This window comes from Pseudomonas sp. NBRC 111140 (assembly GCF_001320885.1).
GTDB classification, from domain to species: domain Bacteria; phylum Pseudomonadota; class Gammaproteobacteria; order Pseudomonadales; family Pseudomonadaceae; genus Aquipseudomonas; species Aquipseudomonas putida_P.
The window spans coordinates 1-17,610 of the sequence record NZ_BCBQ01000029.1; the positions used below are offsets into that span (position 1 = coordinate 1).

The 17,610-nt window shown below is 65.5% G+C and carries 15 protein-coding genes; 11 read left to right on the forward strand and 4 right to left on the reverse strand.

What is annotated here, in order from left to right; all coding sequences use genetic code 11:
* Together APH42_RS11775 and APH42_RS11780 are read left to right on the forward strand one after the other, a co-directional pair.
* Nucleotides 1–479: benzoate/H(+) symporter BenE family transporter (locus APH42_RS11775; RefSeq protein WP_177336850.1), on the forward strand; the 479-nt coding region annotated here is incomplete at its 5' end.
* A 58-nt stretch (nt 480–537) separates the two neighbouring features.
* Nucleotides 538–1,755 (forward strand): MFS transporter, encoded by a 1,218-nt coding sequence (locus tag APH42_RS11780; protein WP_060493343.1) that lies wholly within the window; start codon nt 538–540, stop codon nt 1,753–1,755.
* Nucleotides 1,756–1,784: 29 nt separating this feature from the next.
* Here the strand turns inward: APH42_RS11780 and APH42_RS11785 are convergent, their stop codons facing one another.
* A complete protein-coding gene (locus tag APH42_RS11785) occupies nt 1,785–3,095 on the reverse strand; it encodes a DUF2235 domain-containing protein (protein WP_060493344.1) in 1,311 nt (436 codons plus the stop codon).
* A gap of 227 nt (nt 3,096–3,322) precedes the next feature.
* Here APH42_RS11785 and APH42_RS11790 point away from each other — a divergent pair, with 227 nt between their 5' ends.
* The 9 genes from APH42_RS11790 (at nt 3,323) to APH42_RS11830 (ending at nt 15,732) form a co-directional block, all read left to right on the forward strand.
* Nucleotides 3,323–4,282, forward strand: a complete 960-nt coding sequence (locus APH42_RS11790; RefSeq protein ID WP_012271235.1) for a MoxR family ATPase — start codon at nt 3,323–3,325, stop codon at nt 4,280–4,282.
* Between the two features lie 4 nt (nt 4,283–4,286).
* The gene (locus APH42_RS11795; RefSeq protein ID WP_012271234.1) at nt 4,287–5,231 is read left to right on the forward strand and encodes a DUF58 domain-containing protein; all 945 of its coding nucleotides are present in this window, start codon (nt 4,287–4,289) and stop codon (nt 5,229–5,231) included.
* Complete coding sequence (locus APH42_RS11800; protein WP_060493345.1) at nt 5,228–5,722, forward strand: DUF4381 domain-containing protein; 495 nt, start codon at nt 5,228–5,230, stop codon at nt 5,720–5,722. The genes APH42_RS11795 and APH42_RS11800 overlap by 4 nt, the downstream gene beginning before the upstream one ends.
* Nucleotides 5,715–6,791 carry a VWA domain-containing protein gene (locus APH42_RS11805; RefSeq protein ID WP_060493346.1) on the forward strand — a complete coding sequence of 359 codons (1,077 nt, stop codon included), beginning with the start codon at nt 5,715–5,717 and terminating at the stop codon, nt 6,789–6,791. The genes APH42_RS11800 and APH42_RS11805 overlap by 8 nt, the downstream gene beginning before the upstream one ends.
* Nucleotides 6,788–8,506, forward strand: coding sequence for a tetratricopeptide repeat protein (locus tag APH42_RS11810; RefSeq protein ID WP_060493347.1), 1,719 nt, complete (start codon nt 6,788–6,790; stop codon nt 8,504–8,506). The genes APH42_RS11805 and APH42_RS11810 overlap by 4 nt, the downstream gene beginning before the upstream one ends.
* On the forward strand, nt 8,503–10,137 hold the full coding sequence (locus APH42_RS11815) for a BatD family protein (protein ID WP_060493348.1): 1,635 nt from the start codon (nt 8,503–8,505) through the stop codon (nt 10,135–10,137). Before APH42_RS11810 ends, APH42_RS11815 begins: the two co-directional genes overlap by 4 nt.
* Before the next feature lie 125 nt (nt 10,138–10,262).
* Nucleotides 10,263–11,501 (forward strand): exonuclease SbcCD subunit D C-terminal domain-containing protein, encoded by a 1,239-nt coding sequence (locus APH42_RS11820; protein ID WP_012271228.1) that lies wholly within the window; start codon nt 10,263–10,265, stop codon nt 11,499–11,501.
* Entirely contained in the window at nt 11,498–15,142 is a 3,645-nt protein-coding gene (locus APH42_RS11825) for an SbcC/MukB-like Walker B domain-containing protein (protein WP_060493349.1), read from the forward strand. The genes APH42_RS11820 and APH42_RS11825 overlap by 4 nt, the downstream gene beginning before the upstream one ends.
* Nucleotides 15,139–15,732, forward strand: a complete 594-nt coding sequence (locus tag APH42_RS11830; RefSeq protein ID WP_060493350.1) for a glutathione S-transferase — start codon at nt 15,139–15,141, stop codon at nt 15,730–15,732. Before APH42_RS11825 ends, APH42_RS11830 begins: the two co-directional genes overlap by 4 nt.
* A gap of 132 nt (nt 15,733–15,864) precedes the next feature.
* Here the strand turns inward: APH42_RS11830 and APH42_RS11835 are convergent, their stop codons facing one another.
* From APH42_RS11835 to APH42_RS11845, 3 genes are all read right to left on the reverse strand, one after another.
* Entirely contained in the window at nt 15,865–16,044 is a 180-nt protein-coding gene (locus APH42_RS11835) for a hypothetical protein (protein WP_012271225.1), read from the reverse strand.
* A gap of 122 nt (nt 16,045–16,166) precedes the next feature.
* Nucleotides 16,167–17,297: a lactonase family protein gene (locus APH42_RS11840; RefSeq protein ID WP_256217822.1), complete on the reverse strand. Its 1,131-nt coding sequence runs from the start codon at nt 17,295–17,297 to the stop codon at nt 16,167–16,169.
* Nucleotides 17,263–17,553: a DUF5629 family protein gene (locus tag APH42_RS11845; protein ID WP_060493366.1), complete on the reverse strand. Its 291-nt coding sequence runs from the start codon at nt 17,551–17,553 to the stop codon at nt 17,263–17,265. The genes APH42_RS11840 and APH42_RS11845 overlap by 35 nt, the downstream gene beginning before the upstream one ends.
* Nucleotides 17,554–17,610: the final 57 nt, after the last annotated feature.

Below are 17,610 nucleotides of genomic sequence, written 5' to 3' on the forward strand. Positions count from 1 at the left end.
ATGACGGCTTCAAGACCAGCGCCAGCCCGATCGTCGCGGTCACTGGCCTGGGTTCGTTGCTGATGGCCCCTTTCGGCTCACACGCCTTCAACATCGCCGCTATCACGGCGGCCATCTGCACCGGCAAGGAAGCCCATGAAGACCCGAGCAAGCGCTGGGTGGCGGGGATCGCTGCCGGTGTCTGCTACATCCTCGTGGGGGTGTTCGGCGTCACCCTGGCGAGTGTGTTCATGGCCCTGCCCGCCACCTTCATCACCACCCTGGCAGGCCTTGCACTACTGGGCACCATCGGCGCCAGCCTGGCCAGCGCAATGGCCGATGCCCGCTCACGCGAGGCCGCACTGATCACCTTCCTGGCAGCGGCTGCGAATATCAGCCTGCTCGGCATTGGCGGGGCCTTTTGGGGCTTGGTGATTGGCCTGCTGGCCCATGCTGCGCTGAACGGTCGCCTGCCCGGCTTCGGCGGCGCCTCCCGCTAACCGGGCTTCCACCTCCTTGCTGTGCGCCAAAGGCGCACGCCGTTCGACAGGTATCGACATGCCCCAAGCTGGCCCCAAGCTACTCACTCAAATTGCTGCCGTGCACTTCGTCAGCCATGTACACATCATGCTGATCCCGGCGCTACTGCCCGTGCTGCCTGGCCTGCTGGGGGTGGGCTTCGTCGAGCTCGGCGTAGCCCTGGCGGTGTTCAACATCGTTTCGGCCCTGGTACAGGCCCCGCTGGGTTATGCCGTCGACCACTATGGAGCGCGTAAAGTGCTCAAGGCCGGGCTGTTGCTGGGCAGCCTCAGCTTCCTGCTGCTGGCGGCCAGCCCCAGTCACGCGGTATTGCTGGTGGCAATGGCCATGGCCGGCCTGGCCAATGGCGTGTATCACCCGGCAGACTATGCACTGCTGGCCAATGGCATCGAGCCGGCACGCCTGGGGCGGTCGTTCTCTGTTCATACCTTCGCCGGCTTCCTCGGCTCGGCGGTTACGCCGGCACTTTTCCTCGGCATCGCCACCGTGTTCGGCACACCGGCAGCCCTGGCGGTGGGCGCGGTGTTCGGGGTAGCTGCGCTGCTGCTGATATCGATACCGGGCAGTGGCGTGTACCAGGCTGCCAGGCCTTGCAACAAAGAAGGCGCAGGCCCGGCGCCAACAACAGGCCGCCTGCGCGTGTTCACACCGATGATCGGCGTGCTGACGGTGTTGTTCATCCTGCTCAACCTGAGCACCAGTGCCATCGAGAAGTTTTCCGTAGCCGCCCTGATTCAGGGCCAAGGCCTGACACTGGCCTGGGCCAACACCGCACTCACCGCTTTCCTGCTGTGCAGCGCTGCCGGTGTACTGTGCGGTGGCGCCTTGGCCGACCGTACCCGGCGCCACGGTCTGGTGGCGGCGCTGGCCTTCGCACTGGCAGCGGCACTGACCGCGCTGGTGGCCCTGGGGCTGCTGCAGGACTGGGCACTGGTGGTTGTATTGGGCGCCATTGGCCTGCTGACCGGGGTCATCGCCCCATCGCGGGACATGCTGGTCAAGGCGGCGGCGCCGCCAGGTGCCGAGGGCAAAACCTTCGGGCTGGTGTCGACCGGGTTCAACATCGGTGGCGCCCTCGGGCCGGTGGCGTTCGGCTGGATGCTCGACCAGCACCTGCCCAACGGGGTTTTCATCGCATCAGTCATGTTCATGCTGCTGACGGTGCTGCTGACGCTGGCGCAGGAGGCGTACCTGGCCAGGGCCCGCAACGCTGAACGACTGGCGCGCACCCTGTAGAAGCAGCCTTGCCCAGTCATTTCGATGGCTCAGTGTGCCGGGTTCGCATGCACCACTCGCCCGCCTGCCCCCGGCCGATTGACGAACAGCACATCCAGCACACTGTTGCGCAAGCCCTTCAGTGCATTCCAGTTCGCCGACGCATGCACGTACTTCTCGCGCAACAGCTGCTGCTCTTGCTCACTCAACCCCAGCTGGGTAACTTCTCCAAGGGCAAACGCATGCAACTTGCGGCTAATCGCCAGCAATTCATCCGGCACCCCATGTTCAGCCTGCCCGCCCAACGGCGCAAACGGCACGCCAGCCCGTACCGCCAACGCCCGCATCACGCTCAAGTACACCCGGGACAACTGCCCCGCCACCTGCCGCTCGCGGTACACCGCTGCGTACACCTGCTTTTGCGCCTCATCCGGTCGGCCGCCGGCAATCGGCTCCTCCCAGGTCGTTACTTGCGGCCTGGGTTCGCCCATATTGGCAAACGCCGAAGCCAGCAAGGCACTTGCCGTGGCATGCACGCGGCTCTGCTCGGCACGCATGCCCACCGGCACACGCTGTGACTGCGGCTTGCACAGCAGTACCTGTTCCAACGTGGTTTCCGGGTACCCACTCCCTATATTCGAGTGCACGCCCGGCAGCACGATGTCGTGACCACTGCACACCAGCGGGAAGTTGTGCCGCAGCTCGTCCCCCGCCACCAGTTGCACCACCTGTCGGGCTATACCCGCAGCCAGCCCCAGGCGCAGGTTGCCATGGCGGCCGTTGGCGGGATCGAAGTCACCCTGCAACGGCGCGATGATCGCCGCTACGGTGTCGAACAGGCCGATAAAGTTGATCGAGGTTTCACACACCACCGGCAACACCCCGCCCGCGCCATCGTTCAGCAGGTTGGCCAGGTGCCGCACCGCCGCCGCTCCGCGGCTGAACCCGAACAGATCGAACTCGACCCGCTCCAGCAGTGCCTGCGGATGCGCCCGCTGCCACACCTGCAGTTGCTCGGCCATGCCCTGCAAAGCCTCGGCAACCCGCGCCTCGGCCCCCGTACGCCCACGCCCGGTGGCAGAGGCGTAGACATGGTCGGCTTCACCGGCCAGGGTGCCCACGCCCTCCACATATTGTTTCAAAAACGCCTGCGGGCCATTGGCATTGGCTGCATCTGCCGGATACAACGCATGCAAAAGGGCCACATTGCTCAAGGCATTGCCATAACTGCAGCCCTTGCTGCCCTGCTCATCCATCGCCGTGGCATTGTGCTGGTTGTTACCAGTGCCATCGAAGAACACGCCAAAACGCAGGGTGACCGGCGTTGGGGTTGGCGTGCTGCCGCTGCTCATTTTCATCATCGTGCCTTCTGCTTGCCCAAAAAGCACAAGCAGGCGCCAGCACACCGGCGCGGAACATCAGGCAATGGCCAGCCATACGTAAGACATTTCTGTAGCAGCACACCCCAGCGCGAAGATAAATTTACCCGCCGCCATTAGTCGCCGCCCCCCGGATGGATTAAAGTATCAGCCCTTGCCAGGGCAGCTGCCTTCAGCCGCCTCAGGCCCTCTACCAGGAACCGTCGCCGATGGAACACCGTGAAGCGCTGATCGCGCTGCGCACCTTTCTTTCTTCCCAGATCCTAGGCCAGGAGAAACTGGTCGAGCGGCTGTTGATCGTGCTGCTGGCCGACGGCCACATGCTGGTCGAAGGTGCCCCGGGCCTGGCCAAGACCAAAGCCATCAAAGAACTCGCCGAAGGCATCGAGGCACAGTTCCATCGCATCCAGTTCACCCCCGACCTGCTTCCGGCCGACATCACCGGCACAGAAATCTACCGCCCGGAAACCGGCAGTTTCGTGTTCCAGCAAGGGCCGATCTTCCATAACCTGGTGCTGGCCGACGAAATCAACCGTGCCCCGGCCAAGGTGCAGTCCGCGCTGCTCGAAGCCATGGCCGAGCGCCAGGTCAGCGTGGGCCGCAGCACTTACGACCTGTCGCCACTGTTCCTGGTCATGGCCACGCAGAACCCGATCGAGCAGGAAGGCACCTACCCGCTGCCCGAAGCCCAGCTCGACCGCTTCCTGATGCACGTAAAAATCGGCTTCCCCGACGCAGCGGTAGAACGGCGCATCCTGGCGCAGGCCCGTGGCGAAGCCCTGGGCGGCGAGACCAAGCCCGAGCGCCGGGTCAGCCAACAGGCCATCTTTGCCGCGCGCAAGGAAATCCTTGGCCTGTACATGGCCGATGCGGTGGAGGAATACCTGGTGCAGTTGGTCATGGCCACCCGCACCCCGGCCAAGTTCGACACGGAACTTGCCGACTGGATCGCCTACGGCGCCAGCCCGCGCGGTTCCATTTCGCTGGACCGTTGCGCGCGTGCCCACGCCTGGCTGGCCGGGCGCGACTTCGTCAGCCCCGAAGACATCCAGGCCGTGCTGTTCGACGTGCTGCGCCACCGCATCATCCTCTCGTTCGAGGCCGAGGCGGCAGGGATCGACCAGGACCGCGTGGTCCAGCGCATCCTCGACGTCGTCGCCGTTGCCTGAGCCCATGCCCACTGCGCAGCTGACCGAACCTGGCATCCGCATCGGCCTTGCCGAGCTGATCGACATGCGCCACCGCGTGCGCGAAATCCAGCTGTTTTCCAAGCCCGGCCAGCGCAGCCCGCTGGTGGGCCTGCACCATTCCAAGCTGCGTGGGCGCGGCGTGGACTTCGACCAGGTGCGCGTGTACCAGGCCGGCGATGATGTGCGCAACATCGACTGGCGGGTCACTGCACGTACCCAGGAACCGCACACCAAGCTGTTCCACGAAGAGCGCGAGCGGCCAATCTTCATCCTCGTCGAACAAAGCCAGCGGCTGTTCTTCGGTTCGGGGCTGATGTTCAAATCGGTGCTGGCGGCCCAGGCCGCCGCACTGTTCGGCTGGGCCGCGCTGGGCCACAACGACCGCATCGGCGGCCTGGTGTTCGGCGACAACGAACACCACGAAATCAAACCCCGGCGCAGCAAACAAAGCCTGCTGCAATTGCTCAATCGCCTGGCCAAGGTCAACCAGTCGCTGCACACCGAGGCCACGCCCGGGGCCGACAGCCTCGGCCTGGCCCTGCGCCGTGCCCGCGAAGTGCTGCGCCCCGGCAGCCTGGCCATCGTGATCTGCGACGAACGCTCGCTCAGCGCCCAGGTGGAACAGCACCTGGCCATGCTCTCGCGGCATTGCGACCTGCTGTTGTTGCCGGTGTCCGACCCGCTCGACCATGCCCTGCCCGCCGCCGGCCTGCTGCGCTTCGCCCAGCGCAGCGCCCAGCTGGAGCTGGACACCCTCGACGCCAACCTTCGCCAGGCCTACCGCCAACAGGCCGAAGCACGCATCGAGCGCTGGGAGGTGCTGGCGCAAAAGCTGCGGGTGATACTGATGCCACTGAGCACGCAAAGCGAAATGATCGAGCAACTGCGCGAGTACCTGAACGCCCAGCGCCCACGGAGCGCGTCATGAACCCGCTCGATCAATTGCACCCGCTGATCGCTCCGGCACCGATCAGCCTGTGGCCACCGGCACCGGGCTGGTGGCTGCTACTGGCCGTGTTACCGCTGCTGGGCTGGGGCCTGTGGCGGCTGCGTCGCTGGCGCCCGGGCAAGCGCCGCATCGTGCGCGCCGAGCAACCTCTGGACCCGGTGCGCGTGGAAGCCCTGGCCGAGCTGGCCCGCCTGCCACGCCCGTACGACGGCGCCCCGGCGGGCGCCTGGCTGCAACAGATCAACGCCCTGCTCAAGCGCCTGTGCCGCAACCACTACCCAGGCGCCAATAGCCACACGCTCAACGGCCGCCAGTGGCTGGCATTTCTCGACAACCGTTGCCCGGCCGCCGGCCTGACCCGCTGGATGGTACTGGTCGAAGGCGCCTACAAACCCGAGTGCAAACTCGACGACAAGGCCATTGCCGGGCTCAGCCAAGCCGTCGAAACCTGGATCCGCAAGCATGTTTGAACTGGCCTGGCCGTGGGTCTTCGCCCTGTTGCCGCTGCCTTGGCTGGCGCGCCTGCTGCTGCCGGCCGCCGACAGTGGCGAGCCGGTACTCAAGGTAGGCTTCCTCAGTGAACTGGAAGGCCTGGCCGGGCGCCGTGCGCGGCTTAACCTGCCAACCTGGCGCCAGCAGGCGCCGTTCGTCGTCATCTGGCTGCTGCTGCTGTGCGCTGCTGCTCGCCCGCAATGGCTGGGCGAACCGGTGCCAGTGGCCGCCAGCGGCCGCGACCTGCTGGTAGCGGTAGACGTGTCCGGGTCGATGGACTTCCCCGACATGCAGTGGAAAAACGAAGACATCAGCCGCCTCGACCTGGTCAAAGCGCTGATGGGCGATTTTCTGCAAGACCGTGAAGGCGACCGCGTGGGGCTGATCCTGTTCGGCAGCCAGGCGTACTTGCAGGCGCCGCTCACCTTCGACCGACGCACCGTGCGCACCTTCCTCGACGAAGCGCAAATCGGTATCGCCGGCAAGAACACCGCCATCGGCGACGCCATTGGCCTGGCGGTCAAACGCCTGCGCCAACGCCCGGCTCAAAGCCGAGTGCTGGTGCTGATCACCGACGGTGCCAACAACGGCGGGCAGATCCACCCACTGACCGCCGCCCGCCTGGCGGCCCAGGAAGGGGTACGCATCTACACCATCGGTATCGGCGCCAACCCCGAAGCCAGTGGCACCCCCGGCCTGCTCGGCCTCAACCCGAGCCTGGACCTGGACGAGGCCGCCCTCAAGGAAATTGCCGACATCACCCACGGTGCCTACTTCCGCGCCCATGACGGCGCCGAGCTGGACGCCATCGGCGACACCCTCGACCAGCTGGAGCCGGTGGCCCAGCAACCGACCCAAGCCCGCACTGCTCAGGCCCTGTACGCCTGGCCATTGGCCCTGGCGCTGCTGCTCAGCGTGCTACTGGTAGTGGCCGTGCAGTGGCCCGACAACCTGCTGCAACGCCTGCTGCGCAAGCCGCGTTTCCTGCAGCCGCACCCCGAATGGCGCCAGCGTTTGAAGCGCCTGCGCTTGAGGAGGCGGCGATGATCGACCTATGGCCGCAATGGCTGCGTCCGCTCTGGTTGCTGGCGGTGCCCCTGCTCGGCTGGCTGCTGTACAAGCTGTGGCACCGGCGCAAACGCGCCGGGCGCTGGCAGATGATTTTGCCGCCCGCCTTCCATGGCGTATTGCTGGGCGGTGGCAGCGGCAGCACCAGCAAATTGCCGTGGATAGCCCTGGGCCTGGCCTGGGCGCTGGTGATCCTGGCCTTGCTCGGGCCCAGCTGGCAGCGCGTGGAAGAAAGCCGCCAACGGCCGGCCGACCCACTGGTGATCCTGCTCGAACTGACCCCGCAGATGCTCGCCGAAGACAGCCCGCCCAACCGCCTGGAACAGGCCCGGCGCAAAATCCTCGACCTGCTTGAACACCGCCGCGACAGCCAGACGGCGCTGGTGGTGTATGCCGGGTCCGCGCACACCCTGGTGCCGCTGTCCGACGACCTGGCCACCACCCGCAACTTGCTCGAGGCCATCGACCCATCGATCATGCCCAAACCCGGCCAACGCGCCGACCTGGCCGTGCAAAAAGGCCTGGCGCTGCTGGCCCAGAGCGGGCTCGGACAAGGCCGCCTGCTGCTGATCGCCTCGGCCCTCAGCGCGCCAGAGCGCCAGGGCATTGCCCAGGCCCTCGGCCGCCAAGGCCCAAGCCTGCTGATGCTGGGCATCGGCAGTCGAGAAGGCGCCCCCGTGCGCCAGGCCAACGGCGAATACCTCAAGGACGACCAGGGCGGCATCCTCCTGCCACGTCTGGACAGCGCCAGCCTCAAAAGCTTTATCAGCGGCACCGGCGGGCGCTACAGGCATGCCCGTATAGACGACCTCGACCTGCGCGGACTGGGCCTGTTCGACAACCCACGGGTCGGGCGCAATGACGGCCAGACCCTGCAGCTGGACAGCTGGGCCGACCAGGGTTACTGGCTGCTGATCCCATTGCTGCTGCTAGCCGCCTGTGCCGGCCGGCGCGGCTGGCTGTTCTGCCTGCCTCTGCTGCTGGCCTTGCCGCAGCCCAGCCAGGCTTTCGAATTCAACGACCTGTGGCTGCGCCCCGACCAGCAAGGCCAGCGGCTGCTGGAGCAAAATCGCCCGGCCAGCGCTGCGCGCCACTTCCAGGACTCGCAATGGCGCGGCATGGCCTTGTACCAGGCCGGCGACTATGCCGGAGCCGCCGAAGCATTTTCCCAAGGCGACACCGCAGCCGCCCACTACAATCGAGGCAATGCCCTGGCCCACAGCGGCGAACTGGAAGCCGCCCTGGACGCCTACGAGCAAGCCTTGGAGCGTCAGCCCGACCTGCAAGCCGCGCTGGACAACCAGGCACTGGTGCAACAACTGCTGCAGCAGCGTGAAGCCAAGGCCGAGGAACAACCGCCCAGCAGTGATGCCCAAGGCACACCTGGCAGCGAAACCGAAGGCAACAGCAGCTCGGCTGGCAGCCCGGCCCAAGGCACACCCGGCAACGACCAGGAAGCCAACGCCGAACAAGCTGGCGAAAGCAGCAGCAACAACCAAGCCGCACCCGGCAACCAGGCCGGGGGGGACGACAGCGTCATCCAGCCGCCACAGCGCCCGGTGTCCACCAACCTCGATACCGAACAGCGCCAGGCCCTGGAACAATGGCTGCGGGAAATCCCCGACAACCCGGCGGAGCTGCTGCGGCGCAAGTTCTGGTATGAACAGCAATTGCATCAGGAAAACCCACGATGAGTCGCTTCGGCGTCTTTCTCCTCACCCTGCTATGGGCCGTTCTGGCTCAGGCCGAACCGCTGCTGCAAGCCAGCGTCGACCGCACTCGCCTGGAGGCCGGCGAAAGCCTGGAACTGACCCTGGAAAGCCAGGACGTTACCCAGTTCGGCAAGCCCGACCTACGCGCCCTGGAAGGTGACTTCGAAGTGCGCGGCACGCGCCAGCTGAACAGCTTGCATACCCTCGACGGCGAAACCCGCGCCAGTACCCGCTGGATCATCACCCTGCTGCCACGGCGCAGCGGCAGCCTGCGCATTCCCGAGCTGCAACTGGGCCAGTCGCACAGCCAGGCCATCGAACTGCAAGTGCTGCAAGCCGATGCCAGCCGCCCGGACAGCGCCTCACAGGTGTTCATCGAGGCCACCCTCGACAGCAACGACGTCTATGTCCAGGCACAGGCCGTGCTCACCCTGCGCATCTACCACTCGGTAGCCCTGTACGACGACAGCAGCCTGACCCCGCTGCAACTGGAGAACGCCAAGGTCGAGCCACTGGGCGAATCGCGCACCTATGAAAAGGAAATCAACGGCGTGCGTCACGGCGTGATCGAAACCCGCTATGCAGTGTACGCCCAGCAAAGCGGCAGCCTCGACATCCCGCCACTGACGTTCACCGCCACGGCCGCCGCCAGCAACGACGAGGCGCCACAGGCCAACGGCACCGCCCGCGCCGGCCGCCAGGTACAGGTCAGCTCGCTGCCGTTGCGCCTCACTGTTCGGCCTATTCCGGCCGCCTGGCCCGCCGGCGTGCCGTGGCTGCCAGCGCGCAACCTGACCCTGGAAGAGCACTGGAACCCCGACCCCGGCAGCCAGAAGGTGCAAATTGGCGACTCACTGACGCGCAACATCACCTTGCGTGCCGAAGGCTTGTCCAGCACCCAACTGCCGCCGCTGCCGGCCACGGAGATCATCGGCCTGCGCCGCTACCCCGACCAGCCGCTGTTGCGCAACGAAATCAACGAACGCGGCATGACCGCCAACCGCGAAGAGCGCGAAGCCCTGGTGCCCACCCACGCCGGCACGTTGGCCTTACCGGCGCTGGAAGTGGCCTGGTGGAACACACGCGAAGACCACTTGGAACACAGCAGTTTGCCAGCGCGCACCTTGAACGTGCAGGACAACCCGGCGCTGAGCGCCGACACCCCGGTGGGCGAAAACAGCAACGCCAGTACCCTGCTGTGGCCTTGGCAGCTAGCCACACTGCTGTTCGCCCTGACCACCGTGCTGGGCTTTGCCCTGTGGTGGCGCGCCCGCTCGCGGCCTGCGGTGCTGCGTGCCGCGCAGAACGGGCCAAGCCCGCGTACCCTGCTGGATGACCTCAAGCGCGCGTGCCAGGCCAACGACCCACAGGCCACGCGCCAGGCGCTGGATGCCTGGGCCCGGCAACAGCCGGAAACCCTGGCCGAGATGGCGGCGCGCTTCGTGCCGTTGTCGGATGCGCTGGATGGGTTGAACGGGGCGTTGTACAGCGAGAGTGGCCAATATTGGCAGGGGGAGGATTTGTGGCGGGCGATCGGGACGATTCCGCCGGCCGAGCAGGTGTTGTTGCCGGCGGGTGAGACCGGCACCTTGCCGCCGCTTTATCCCAAGTAACGCGCTGCCTGCACGATCCCTGTAGCCGCGGCCTTGTGTCGCGATTGGGCCGCACAGCGGCCCCACGCTTGGGTTACCATACCGCCCTTCCCCCGCTTGCCCGATTCGACACCAACAGGTCATCCATGCGTCTGTTTCATACCTCCGACTGGCACCTGGGCCAAAGCCTGCACGGCCAGGAACGCGACTTCGAACACGCCTGCTTCCTCGACTGGCTGCTCGGCCAGCTGCACCTGCGTCAACCCGATGCGCTGCTGATCGCCGGCGATATCTTCGACACGGTCAACCCGCCGGTCAAAGCCCAGGAACGCCTCTACGACTTCATCGTCCAGGCCCACGAGCAACAGCCCAAGCTGGACATCGTGATGATCGCCGGCAACCACGACTCGGGCTCGCGCATCGAACTGCCCGCCGCGCTCATGCGGCGCCTGCGCACCCATGCCCTGGGCCGTGTGCACTGGCTGGACGAAGGCCAGCTGGATGCCGAGCGGCTGCTGATTCCGCTGACCAACGGCCGTGGCAAGGTCGCTGCCTGGTGCCTGGCCCTGCCTTTCCTGCGCCCGGCTGAAGTGACCGGCCCGCACCTGGGTGACGACTACCTGCAAGGCATCACCCAGGTGCACCAGCAACTGATCGCCGCCGCGCAAAAAAAGCGCAAGAAAGACCAGGCGCTGATCGCCATCAGCCATGCACACATGGCCGGTGGATCCGTGTCGGAAGACTCCGAGCGCAGCCTGATCATCGGCAATGCCGAGGCGCTGCCGGCCAAGCTGTTCGACAAGGCCATCAGCTACGTTGCCCTGGGCCACCTGCACAAACCGCAGAAGGTCAACCGCGAAGAGCGTATTCGCTACAGCGGCTCGCCGATTCCGCTGTCGTTCGCCGAAATCAACTACCCACACCAGGTGCTGGAAGTGGAGCTGGACGGCGCTGGCCTGGTCAGCGTCGAACCGCGCCCGGTACCGCGCGCGGTAGCCCTGCAACGGGTGGGCCCGGCACCGTTGGGCGAGCTGCTGCAGCAACTGGCCGACCTGCCGGTGATCGACCTGCTCGAAGACCCCAACCGCCAACCCTGGCTGGAAGTGCGGGTTGTTCTGGACGAGCCGCAACCCGACCTGCGCCAGCAAATCGAAACCGCGCTGGAGGGTAAGGCGGTACGGCTGATCCGCATCAGCGCCGAATACGCTGGCCGCACCAACGCCGAAGATGACGACTTGGCCTTTGTCGAACTGGCCCAGATGACCCCGCAAGATCTGTTCAGCCGTGCCTGGGAGCAAGCCTACGGCAACCCCGCCGACGAGCAGGCGCTGGCCGACTTCGCCCTGCTGTTGCAGGACGTGCAGCAGGAAGAGGAACAGCCATGAAGATTCTCGCCATCCGCCTGAAGAACCTGGCATCGCTGGCCGGCCCGGTCGAAATTGACTTCACCGCAGAACCCTTGGCCAGCGCGGGCCTGTTCGCCATCACCGGGCCGACCGGTGCCGGCAAGAGCACCCTGCTCGACGCCTTGTGCCTGGCGTTGTTTGGCACCGTGCCACGGCTCAATGACATCGGCCGAGAGGCCAAGGTGCCGGATGCCGACGGCGAAATCCCCACGTCAGACCCGCGCAACCTGCTGCGCCGTGGCACCGGCAGCGGTTTTGCCGAGGTCGATTTCGTCGGCATCGATGGCCGCCGCTACCGTGCCCGCTGGGAAGCCAACCGCGCCCGCGACAAAGCCAACGGCAAACTGCAACTTAGCCGCCAGAGCCTCTACGATCTCGACAGCGAGCAAGTACTGGCCAGCGCCAAGAACGAGTTCAAACCACTGGTCGAGGCCAGTCTGGGCCTGAACTTCGAGCAGTTCACCCGTGCAGTGATGCTGGCCCAGAGCGAGTTCGGCGCGTTCCTCAAGGCCGACGACAAAGAGCGCAGCGAACTGCTGGAAAAGCTCACCAACACCGCCATCTACACCCGCCTGGGCCAGCGCGCCTTCAGCAAGGCGCGTGAAGCCGGCGAGGCGCACAAAGCCCTGAATGACCGCGCCAGCCACTTGTTGCCGATGGCCGTCGAAGCCCGTACCGAGCTCGACCAACGCCTGGAGCAGGCGCAGCAACAGTTCAAGGCCGACCAAACCGGCGAGCGCCAACTTGAGCAGCAACGCAGCTGGCTGAATGAGCAACGCCAGCTGCAAGCCCAGCACGTCGAAGCCGGCACCGCACTGCAGGCCGCTGAACAGGGCTGGCAGTTGCTGGCCGAACCCCGCCTGGACTTGGTACGCCTGGAGCGCCTGGCGCCACAACGTCACCAATTTCATCGCCAACAGGCACTCAGCGCACAACTGGCGCCAGTGGCCGCGAAAATTGCCGAGCTGCAACAGCAGCAAGACGCACTGCAGGTGCGTACCCACGAGCTGGAACAGGCGCTGAACGCTGCCCGCCAAGCGCTGGCCGATCGCCAGGCCCAGCATGGCGAAAACACCCCACGCCTGCGCCAGGCCTTTGCCGCCCAGGACAACCTGGCCCGCCTGGACCAGGAGCTGGCCACCCAGCGCAGCAGCAACCAACAGGCTGAACAGCAAGTCGCTGACGGCCAGCAGCAGCTGCAGCAGTTGGAAGACAATCAGCAGCGCAGCCTGCAGCAACTGGCACAGATCGACACCGCGCTTGCCGACAGTCAGCACCTGGCGGGCCTGACCGATGCCTGGCACGCCTACTTGCCGCAACTTAAACAGGTGATGCTGATAGGCGGCCGCCTGAGCAAAGGCCGCGACGAGCTGCCCGGCCTGCAGGCCCTGGCCAGCCAGGCCAATGCGCACTTGCAGGCCGAGCGTGACGCCTACGACCTGCTGTTCCGCGAGGCCAAGGCCGAACCACAGGCCCTTGCCGAGCAGATCGACCTGCTGGGCGGCATGCTGCAGGACAACCGCAAGCAGCAGCGCGCCGTCGAGGAACTGTCGCGCCTGCACGCCCGTGAACGGGAGCTGCGCCAGCAATTGGACGCCGCGCGCGAACGGCAGCAGCAGGCCATGCAGCAGCGCCAGCAGCTGATTACCGAGGGCACCGCCGCCAAGGCCGAGCTGGAGGCCGCCGAACAGGCGCTCACCCTCACCCGCCAGTTGCTGGAGCGCCAGCGCCTGGCACGCAACACCAGCGTCGAAGAACTGCGTGGCCAATTGCGCGACGGCGAACCCTGCCCGGTATGCGGCAGCGCCGAACACCCGTTCCATCAGCCCGAAGCGCTGCTGCAGAGCCTGGGCCGCCATGACCAGGCCGAAGAAGACGCCGCCCAGAAACAGGTCGAAAGCCTCAACAGCAAACTGGTGGAGCTTCGTACCCAGCTGGGTGTGGTCAATGCTCAACTCAAGGACTACCAGCAGCAACAGCAACACCTGAGCGAACAGCTGCAGCCAATAGTGGCCCAGGTACAGGCGCACAGCCTGTGGCCTGCCCTCGCCCCGCAGGACGACATCGCCCGTAGCACCTGGCTCGACAGCCAACTGCGGCGCCTGGACGAACACATCGGCCAGGACGAGAAGCGCCAAAAAGTCCTGCTAGCCCTACAAAAAGACGCCGCCCGCCTCAACCAGCAACTGCAGGCCGCCCACGACGCCCAGCAGCAGGCCCAGCGCCACCTGGAGCAACAGCACCAGGCCCTGGCCAACGATGAGCAGCAGTTGCAGCAAGGCCTGAGCGACCTGGCCGGGGTTCTGCCCGAGGAAGCCCTCAAGGCCCTGAACGAAGACCCGGCCAATGCCTTCCTGGCCCTTGACCAGCAAATTGCCCTGCGCCGGCAACACCTGGAACAGCGCAAGGACGAACAGGAAGAACAGCAAGCCCGCCAAACCCAGCTGGACAAACTGCGCGACCAACAACAGGCGCGCGTGCAAGGCCAGCAGCAGTTGCAACAAAAGCTGGCTACCCTCGACGAGCAACGCCAGCAAGCCCAGGCCTCGCTCGGCGAGCTGCTCGGCGAACATGCCAGCGCCGAAGCCTGGCAACAGCACATGGACACCGCGCTGGAGCAAGCCCGTGCCCTTGACGCCGACACCGCCCAGCGCCTGCAGGAACTGCGCACCCAGGGCGTACAACTGGCCAGCGAGCTCAAGGCCAATGCCCAGCAGCAACAGGCGCTGACCAGCGAATGCCAGCAGTTGCAGGGCCAGATCGCCCAATGGCGCAGCGAGCACCCGGAACTGGATGACGCCGGGCTGGACCGCCTGCTGGGCATGGATGATGCCCAGGTGAATGAACTGCGCCAGCGCCTGCAAAACGCTGAAAAGGCCATCGAACAAGGCCGGGTGCTGCTGCAGGAACGTGAGCAGCGCCTGCAGCAGCACGCCGCGCAAATGACCGTGGACACCTCGGTCGAAGCCCTGGAGCAAGCCCTGACCGAGCTACGCGAGCGCCTGACCCTGCACGAGCAACAGTGCGCAGAATTGCGCGCGCTGCAGGCCGACGACCAGCGCCGGCAGCAGGCCCACCAAGCACTGGCGGCAGAAATCGATGAGGCTCGCCAGCAATGGCAACGCTGGGGTCGCCTGAATGACCTGATCGGTTCGGCTTCGGGCGACGTGTTCCGCAAGATTGCCCAAGGCTACAACCTCGACCTGCTGCTGCACCACGCCAACGCCCAGCTACGCCAGCTGGCCCGCCGCTACCGCCTCAAGCGCGGCGGCAGTGCCCTGGGCCTGCTGGTACTGGATACCGAGATGGGCGACGAACTGCGTTCGGTGCACTCGTTGTCGGGCGGGGAAACCTTCCTGGTATCGCTGGCCCTGGCCCTGGGCCTGGCGTCAATGGCCTCCAGCACCCTGCGCATCGAATCGCTGTTCATCGACGAAGGCTTCGGCAGCCTCGACCCCGAGTCGTTGCAACTTGCCATGGACGCCCTCGACGGCTTGCAGGCCCAAGGCCGCAAGGTGGCGGTGATTTCCCACGTGCAGGAAATGCACGAGCGCATCCCGGTGCAGATCCAGGTGCGGCGCCAGGGTAATGGCCTGAGTGACGTGGAGGTGTGTGGGTGATCCTCTACTCGTTCCGCCGCTGCCCCTGGGCCATGCGCGCGCGCCTGGCCTTGCGCTACGCCGGCTGCACGGTGGAAGTACGCGAGGTGGCGATGAAGAACAAGCCGGCAGAATTGCTGGCCTTGTCGCCCAAAGGCACGGTGCCGGTGCTGGATACCGGTGCCGGAGTGCTGGAAGAGAGCCTGGACATCATGCGCTGGGCGCTGGCGCAAAATGACCCGCAGGATTGGCAACTGCAAGCAGACCCTGCGGCGGCGCAGCACGCTGAAGCCCTGATTGCGCGCAACGACACTACGTTCAAGGCGCAGGTGAACCTGTACAAGTATGCCGAGCGTTACCCGGCGTATCCCCGCGAGCATTACCGCCAACAGGCCGAAGCCTGGTTGGCGGAACTCGAAGGCCTGCTGACGGGGCGAGCCTATTTGCTGGCCGATCACCCAAGCCTCGCCGATGCCGCGTTGCTACCCCTGATGCGCCAGTTTGCCGGGGTCGAACCGCAGTGGTTCGCCGAGGCGGCTTATCCGCAAGTGCGGAGCTGGCTGGAGGGGTGGCTGGCTTCGGAGCTTTTTAAGTCGGTAATGGCCAAGTAATCAGCTTTCGACTTTACGCGGAGCCCTGTGGGAGCGGATTTACCCGCGAAGCAGGTCGCGCGGTGCATGGCAAGGGCTTCGCCCTTGTTCGCGGGTAAACCCGCTCCCACAGGGTACGCGTGAGGCTTGGCATCAGTGGTTGTGCTTGCCACTGAGGGCCGCATGGAAATTGGCACTCTGGCGCAGGTACTGCTCGGTGTAACTGTGGGTAGCAGAAGCCTTGCCGCTGCTGTCGGCATGGGCGTGCGCTGGCAGTACGACCGATGCGGAAATGGCGGATGCGGCAATGACCGGGAAGAGATTGAAGTTCATCTGGGCTGACCTCGACGGCGGTGGTTTGACAGTGGCCCGTTTGGGCCTTGGGTCAAACTTACGCCGCCGACGCCGAACGCAAAAATTCATTGCAGCAGTATCGATTATCACGCCGATCGATATCACTCGATGAACTTCAGGTCCGAAGGTGCTTCCTGCTTCAGTGTCTGCACCGTCTCCAGCAGCTTGCCACTGCGCGGATCGCGGCGCATCACCACGATCTGGTTGCTCTTCTGGTTGGCCACCAGCAGGAAGTTGTCACTGGGGTCCAGGGCAAACTCACGGGGATGATCACCTTCCACCGAGCGACGTTGCAGAAACGCCAACTGGCCATCGTCCTTGCCCACACTGAACACAACGATTTCGTTGGCCGTTCCGCGATTGCTCACGTACAGGAAGCGCCCATCTGCCGACAGGTGCAAGCCTCCCGCCGCCTTGGCCGCAGGGTCCTGCTGTTCGGCCAGCGGCAAGCGCTGGCGCTCGAGCAAGGCATCGTCCTTGACATCGAACATCACCACTTCGCCACTCATTTCCAGCGTCAGGTAGGCATGCCGGCCCTTGGCGTCAAACAGCAGGTGACGCGGCCCGCTACCTGGCGGCAAGTCCACCGAGGCCGGGATTGCCGGGCTCAACGGCTTGTCCACACTGGCACCGTCGTAGCGGTAGATGAACACCTTGTCTGCACCCAGGTCGCAGGCATACACATGCTGGCCATCGGGCGACAGCACCAGTGAATGCACGTGGGCACCGGCCTGACGCTCGGGGTTGACCCCACTTGCCTTGTGCCGGGCCTGTTGCACCACGGCCTTGAGCTTGCCGTCCTTGGCCACCGGGATCACCACCAGGCTGCCGCCGGGGTCGGGCTTGACCGCGTAGTTGGCCACAAACAGGTAACGCTGGTCACGGCTGAGGCTGGCGTGAGTCGGTTCGTCACCTTGGGTGGCCACCTGGTTGAGCGGCTTGATCTCACCCTTGGCACTGACGCTGAAACTACTGGCATGCCCACCCCGGGTTTCATTGACCGCGAACAGCAGGCGCTGGTCGGCCGACAGCACCAGCCATGAAGGGCTGACGCTCTTCACCACTTGTTGCGGTGTGGGGTCGATGTGGCCGGCCTTTTCATCGAACTGGTAGCGGTAGATACCCTGGCTGGCGCCATCGGTGTAGCTGCCCACCAGCAAGGTGGCGGCGTGGGCATTGATTGTCAGGCTCATCAGGCTAGCGGTCAGCAGGCTCGTCCAGGTCCGGTTCATCTTGGTCTTCATCCGGGGCGCGAAAGGCACTCATACAGACTAGCCGATGCGCGCCGTTGGCATCGTTGAGTTGCCACTCATCGCCGGTGGCAACGGCGCCGGCGACTTGCTCGGGGGTGAATGACCAGCGGCGCAGTTGGCGGCCGTCCATGCATTCGATGGTAAGGCCGGACTCATCGGCGGTGAAGTCGAAGGCGTGCAGGCCGTCGATGAGGAGCATGTCGCAGGACTGCAGGGCGTTGGCGAGGGGGGACATGGGGGTACCTGTGGAAGAAGTGGCGGCATTATAACCTGGGGCCGCAAAGCGGCCCCC

Bases quoted from the DNA above. Each gene is read 5' to 3' on its own strand.
- APH42_RS11780 (WP_060493343.1), top strand. From the start codon at position 538: ATGCCCCAAGCTGGCCCCAAGCTACTCACTCAAATTGCTGCCGTGCAC.
- APH42_RS11785 (WP_060493344.1), bottom strand. From the start codon at position 3,095: ATGATGAAAATGAGCAGCGGCAGCACGCCAACCCCAACGCCGGTCACC.
- APH42_RS11790 (WP_012271235.1), top strand. From the start codon at position 3,323: ATGGAACACCGTGAAGCGCTGATCGCGCTGCGCACCTTTCTTTCTTCC.
- APH42_RS11795 (WP_012271234.1), top strand. From the start codon at position 4,287: ATGCCCACTGCGCAGCTGACCGAACCTGGCATCCGCATCGGCCTTGCC.
- APH42_RS11800 (WP_060493345.1), top strand. From the start codon at position 5,228: ATGAACCCGCTCGATCAATTGCACCCGCTGATCGCTCCGGCACCGATC.
- APH42_RS11805 (WP_060493346.1), top strand. From the start codon at position 5,715: ATGTTTGAACTGGCCTGGCCGTGGGTCTTCGCCCTGTTGCCGCTGCCT.
- APH42_RS11810 (WP_060493347.1), top strand. From the start codon at position 6,788: ATGATCGACCTATGGCCGCAATGGCTGCGTCCGCTCTGGTTGCTGGCG.
- APH42_RS11815 (WP_060493348.1), top strand. From the start codon at position 8,503: ATGAGTCGCTTCGGCGTCTTTCTCCTCACCCTGCTATGGGCCGTTCTG.
- APH42_RS11820 (WP_012271228.1), top strand. From the start codon at position 10,263: ATGCGTCTGTTTCATACCTCCGACTGGCACCTGGGCCAAAGCCTGCAC.
- APH42_RS11825 (WP_060493349.1), top strand. From the start codon at position 11,498: ATGAAGATTCTCGCCATCCGCCTGAAGAACCTGGCATCGCTGGCCGGC.
- APH42_RS11835 (WP_012271225.1), bottom strand. From the start codon at position 16,044: ATGAACTTCAATCTCTTCCCGGTCATTGCCGCATCCGCCATTTCCGCA.
- APH42_RS11840 (WP_256217822.1), bottom strand. From the start codon at position 17,297: ATGAACCGGACCTGGACGAGCCTGCTGACCGCTAGCCTGATGAGCCTG.
- APH42_RS11845 (WP_060493366.1), bottom strand. From the start codon at position 17,553: ATGTCCCCCCTCGCCAACGCCCTGCAGTCCTGCGACATGCTCCTCATC.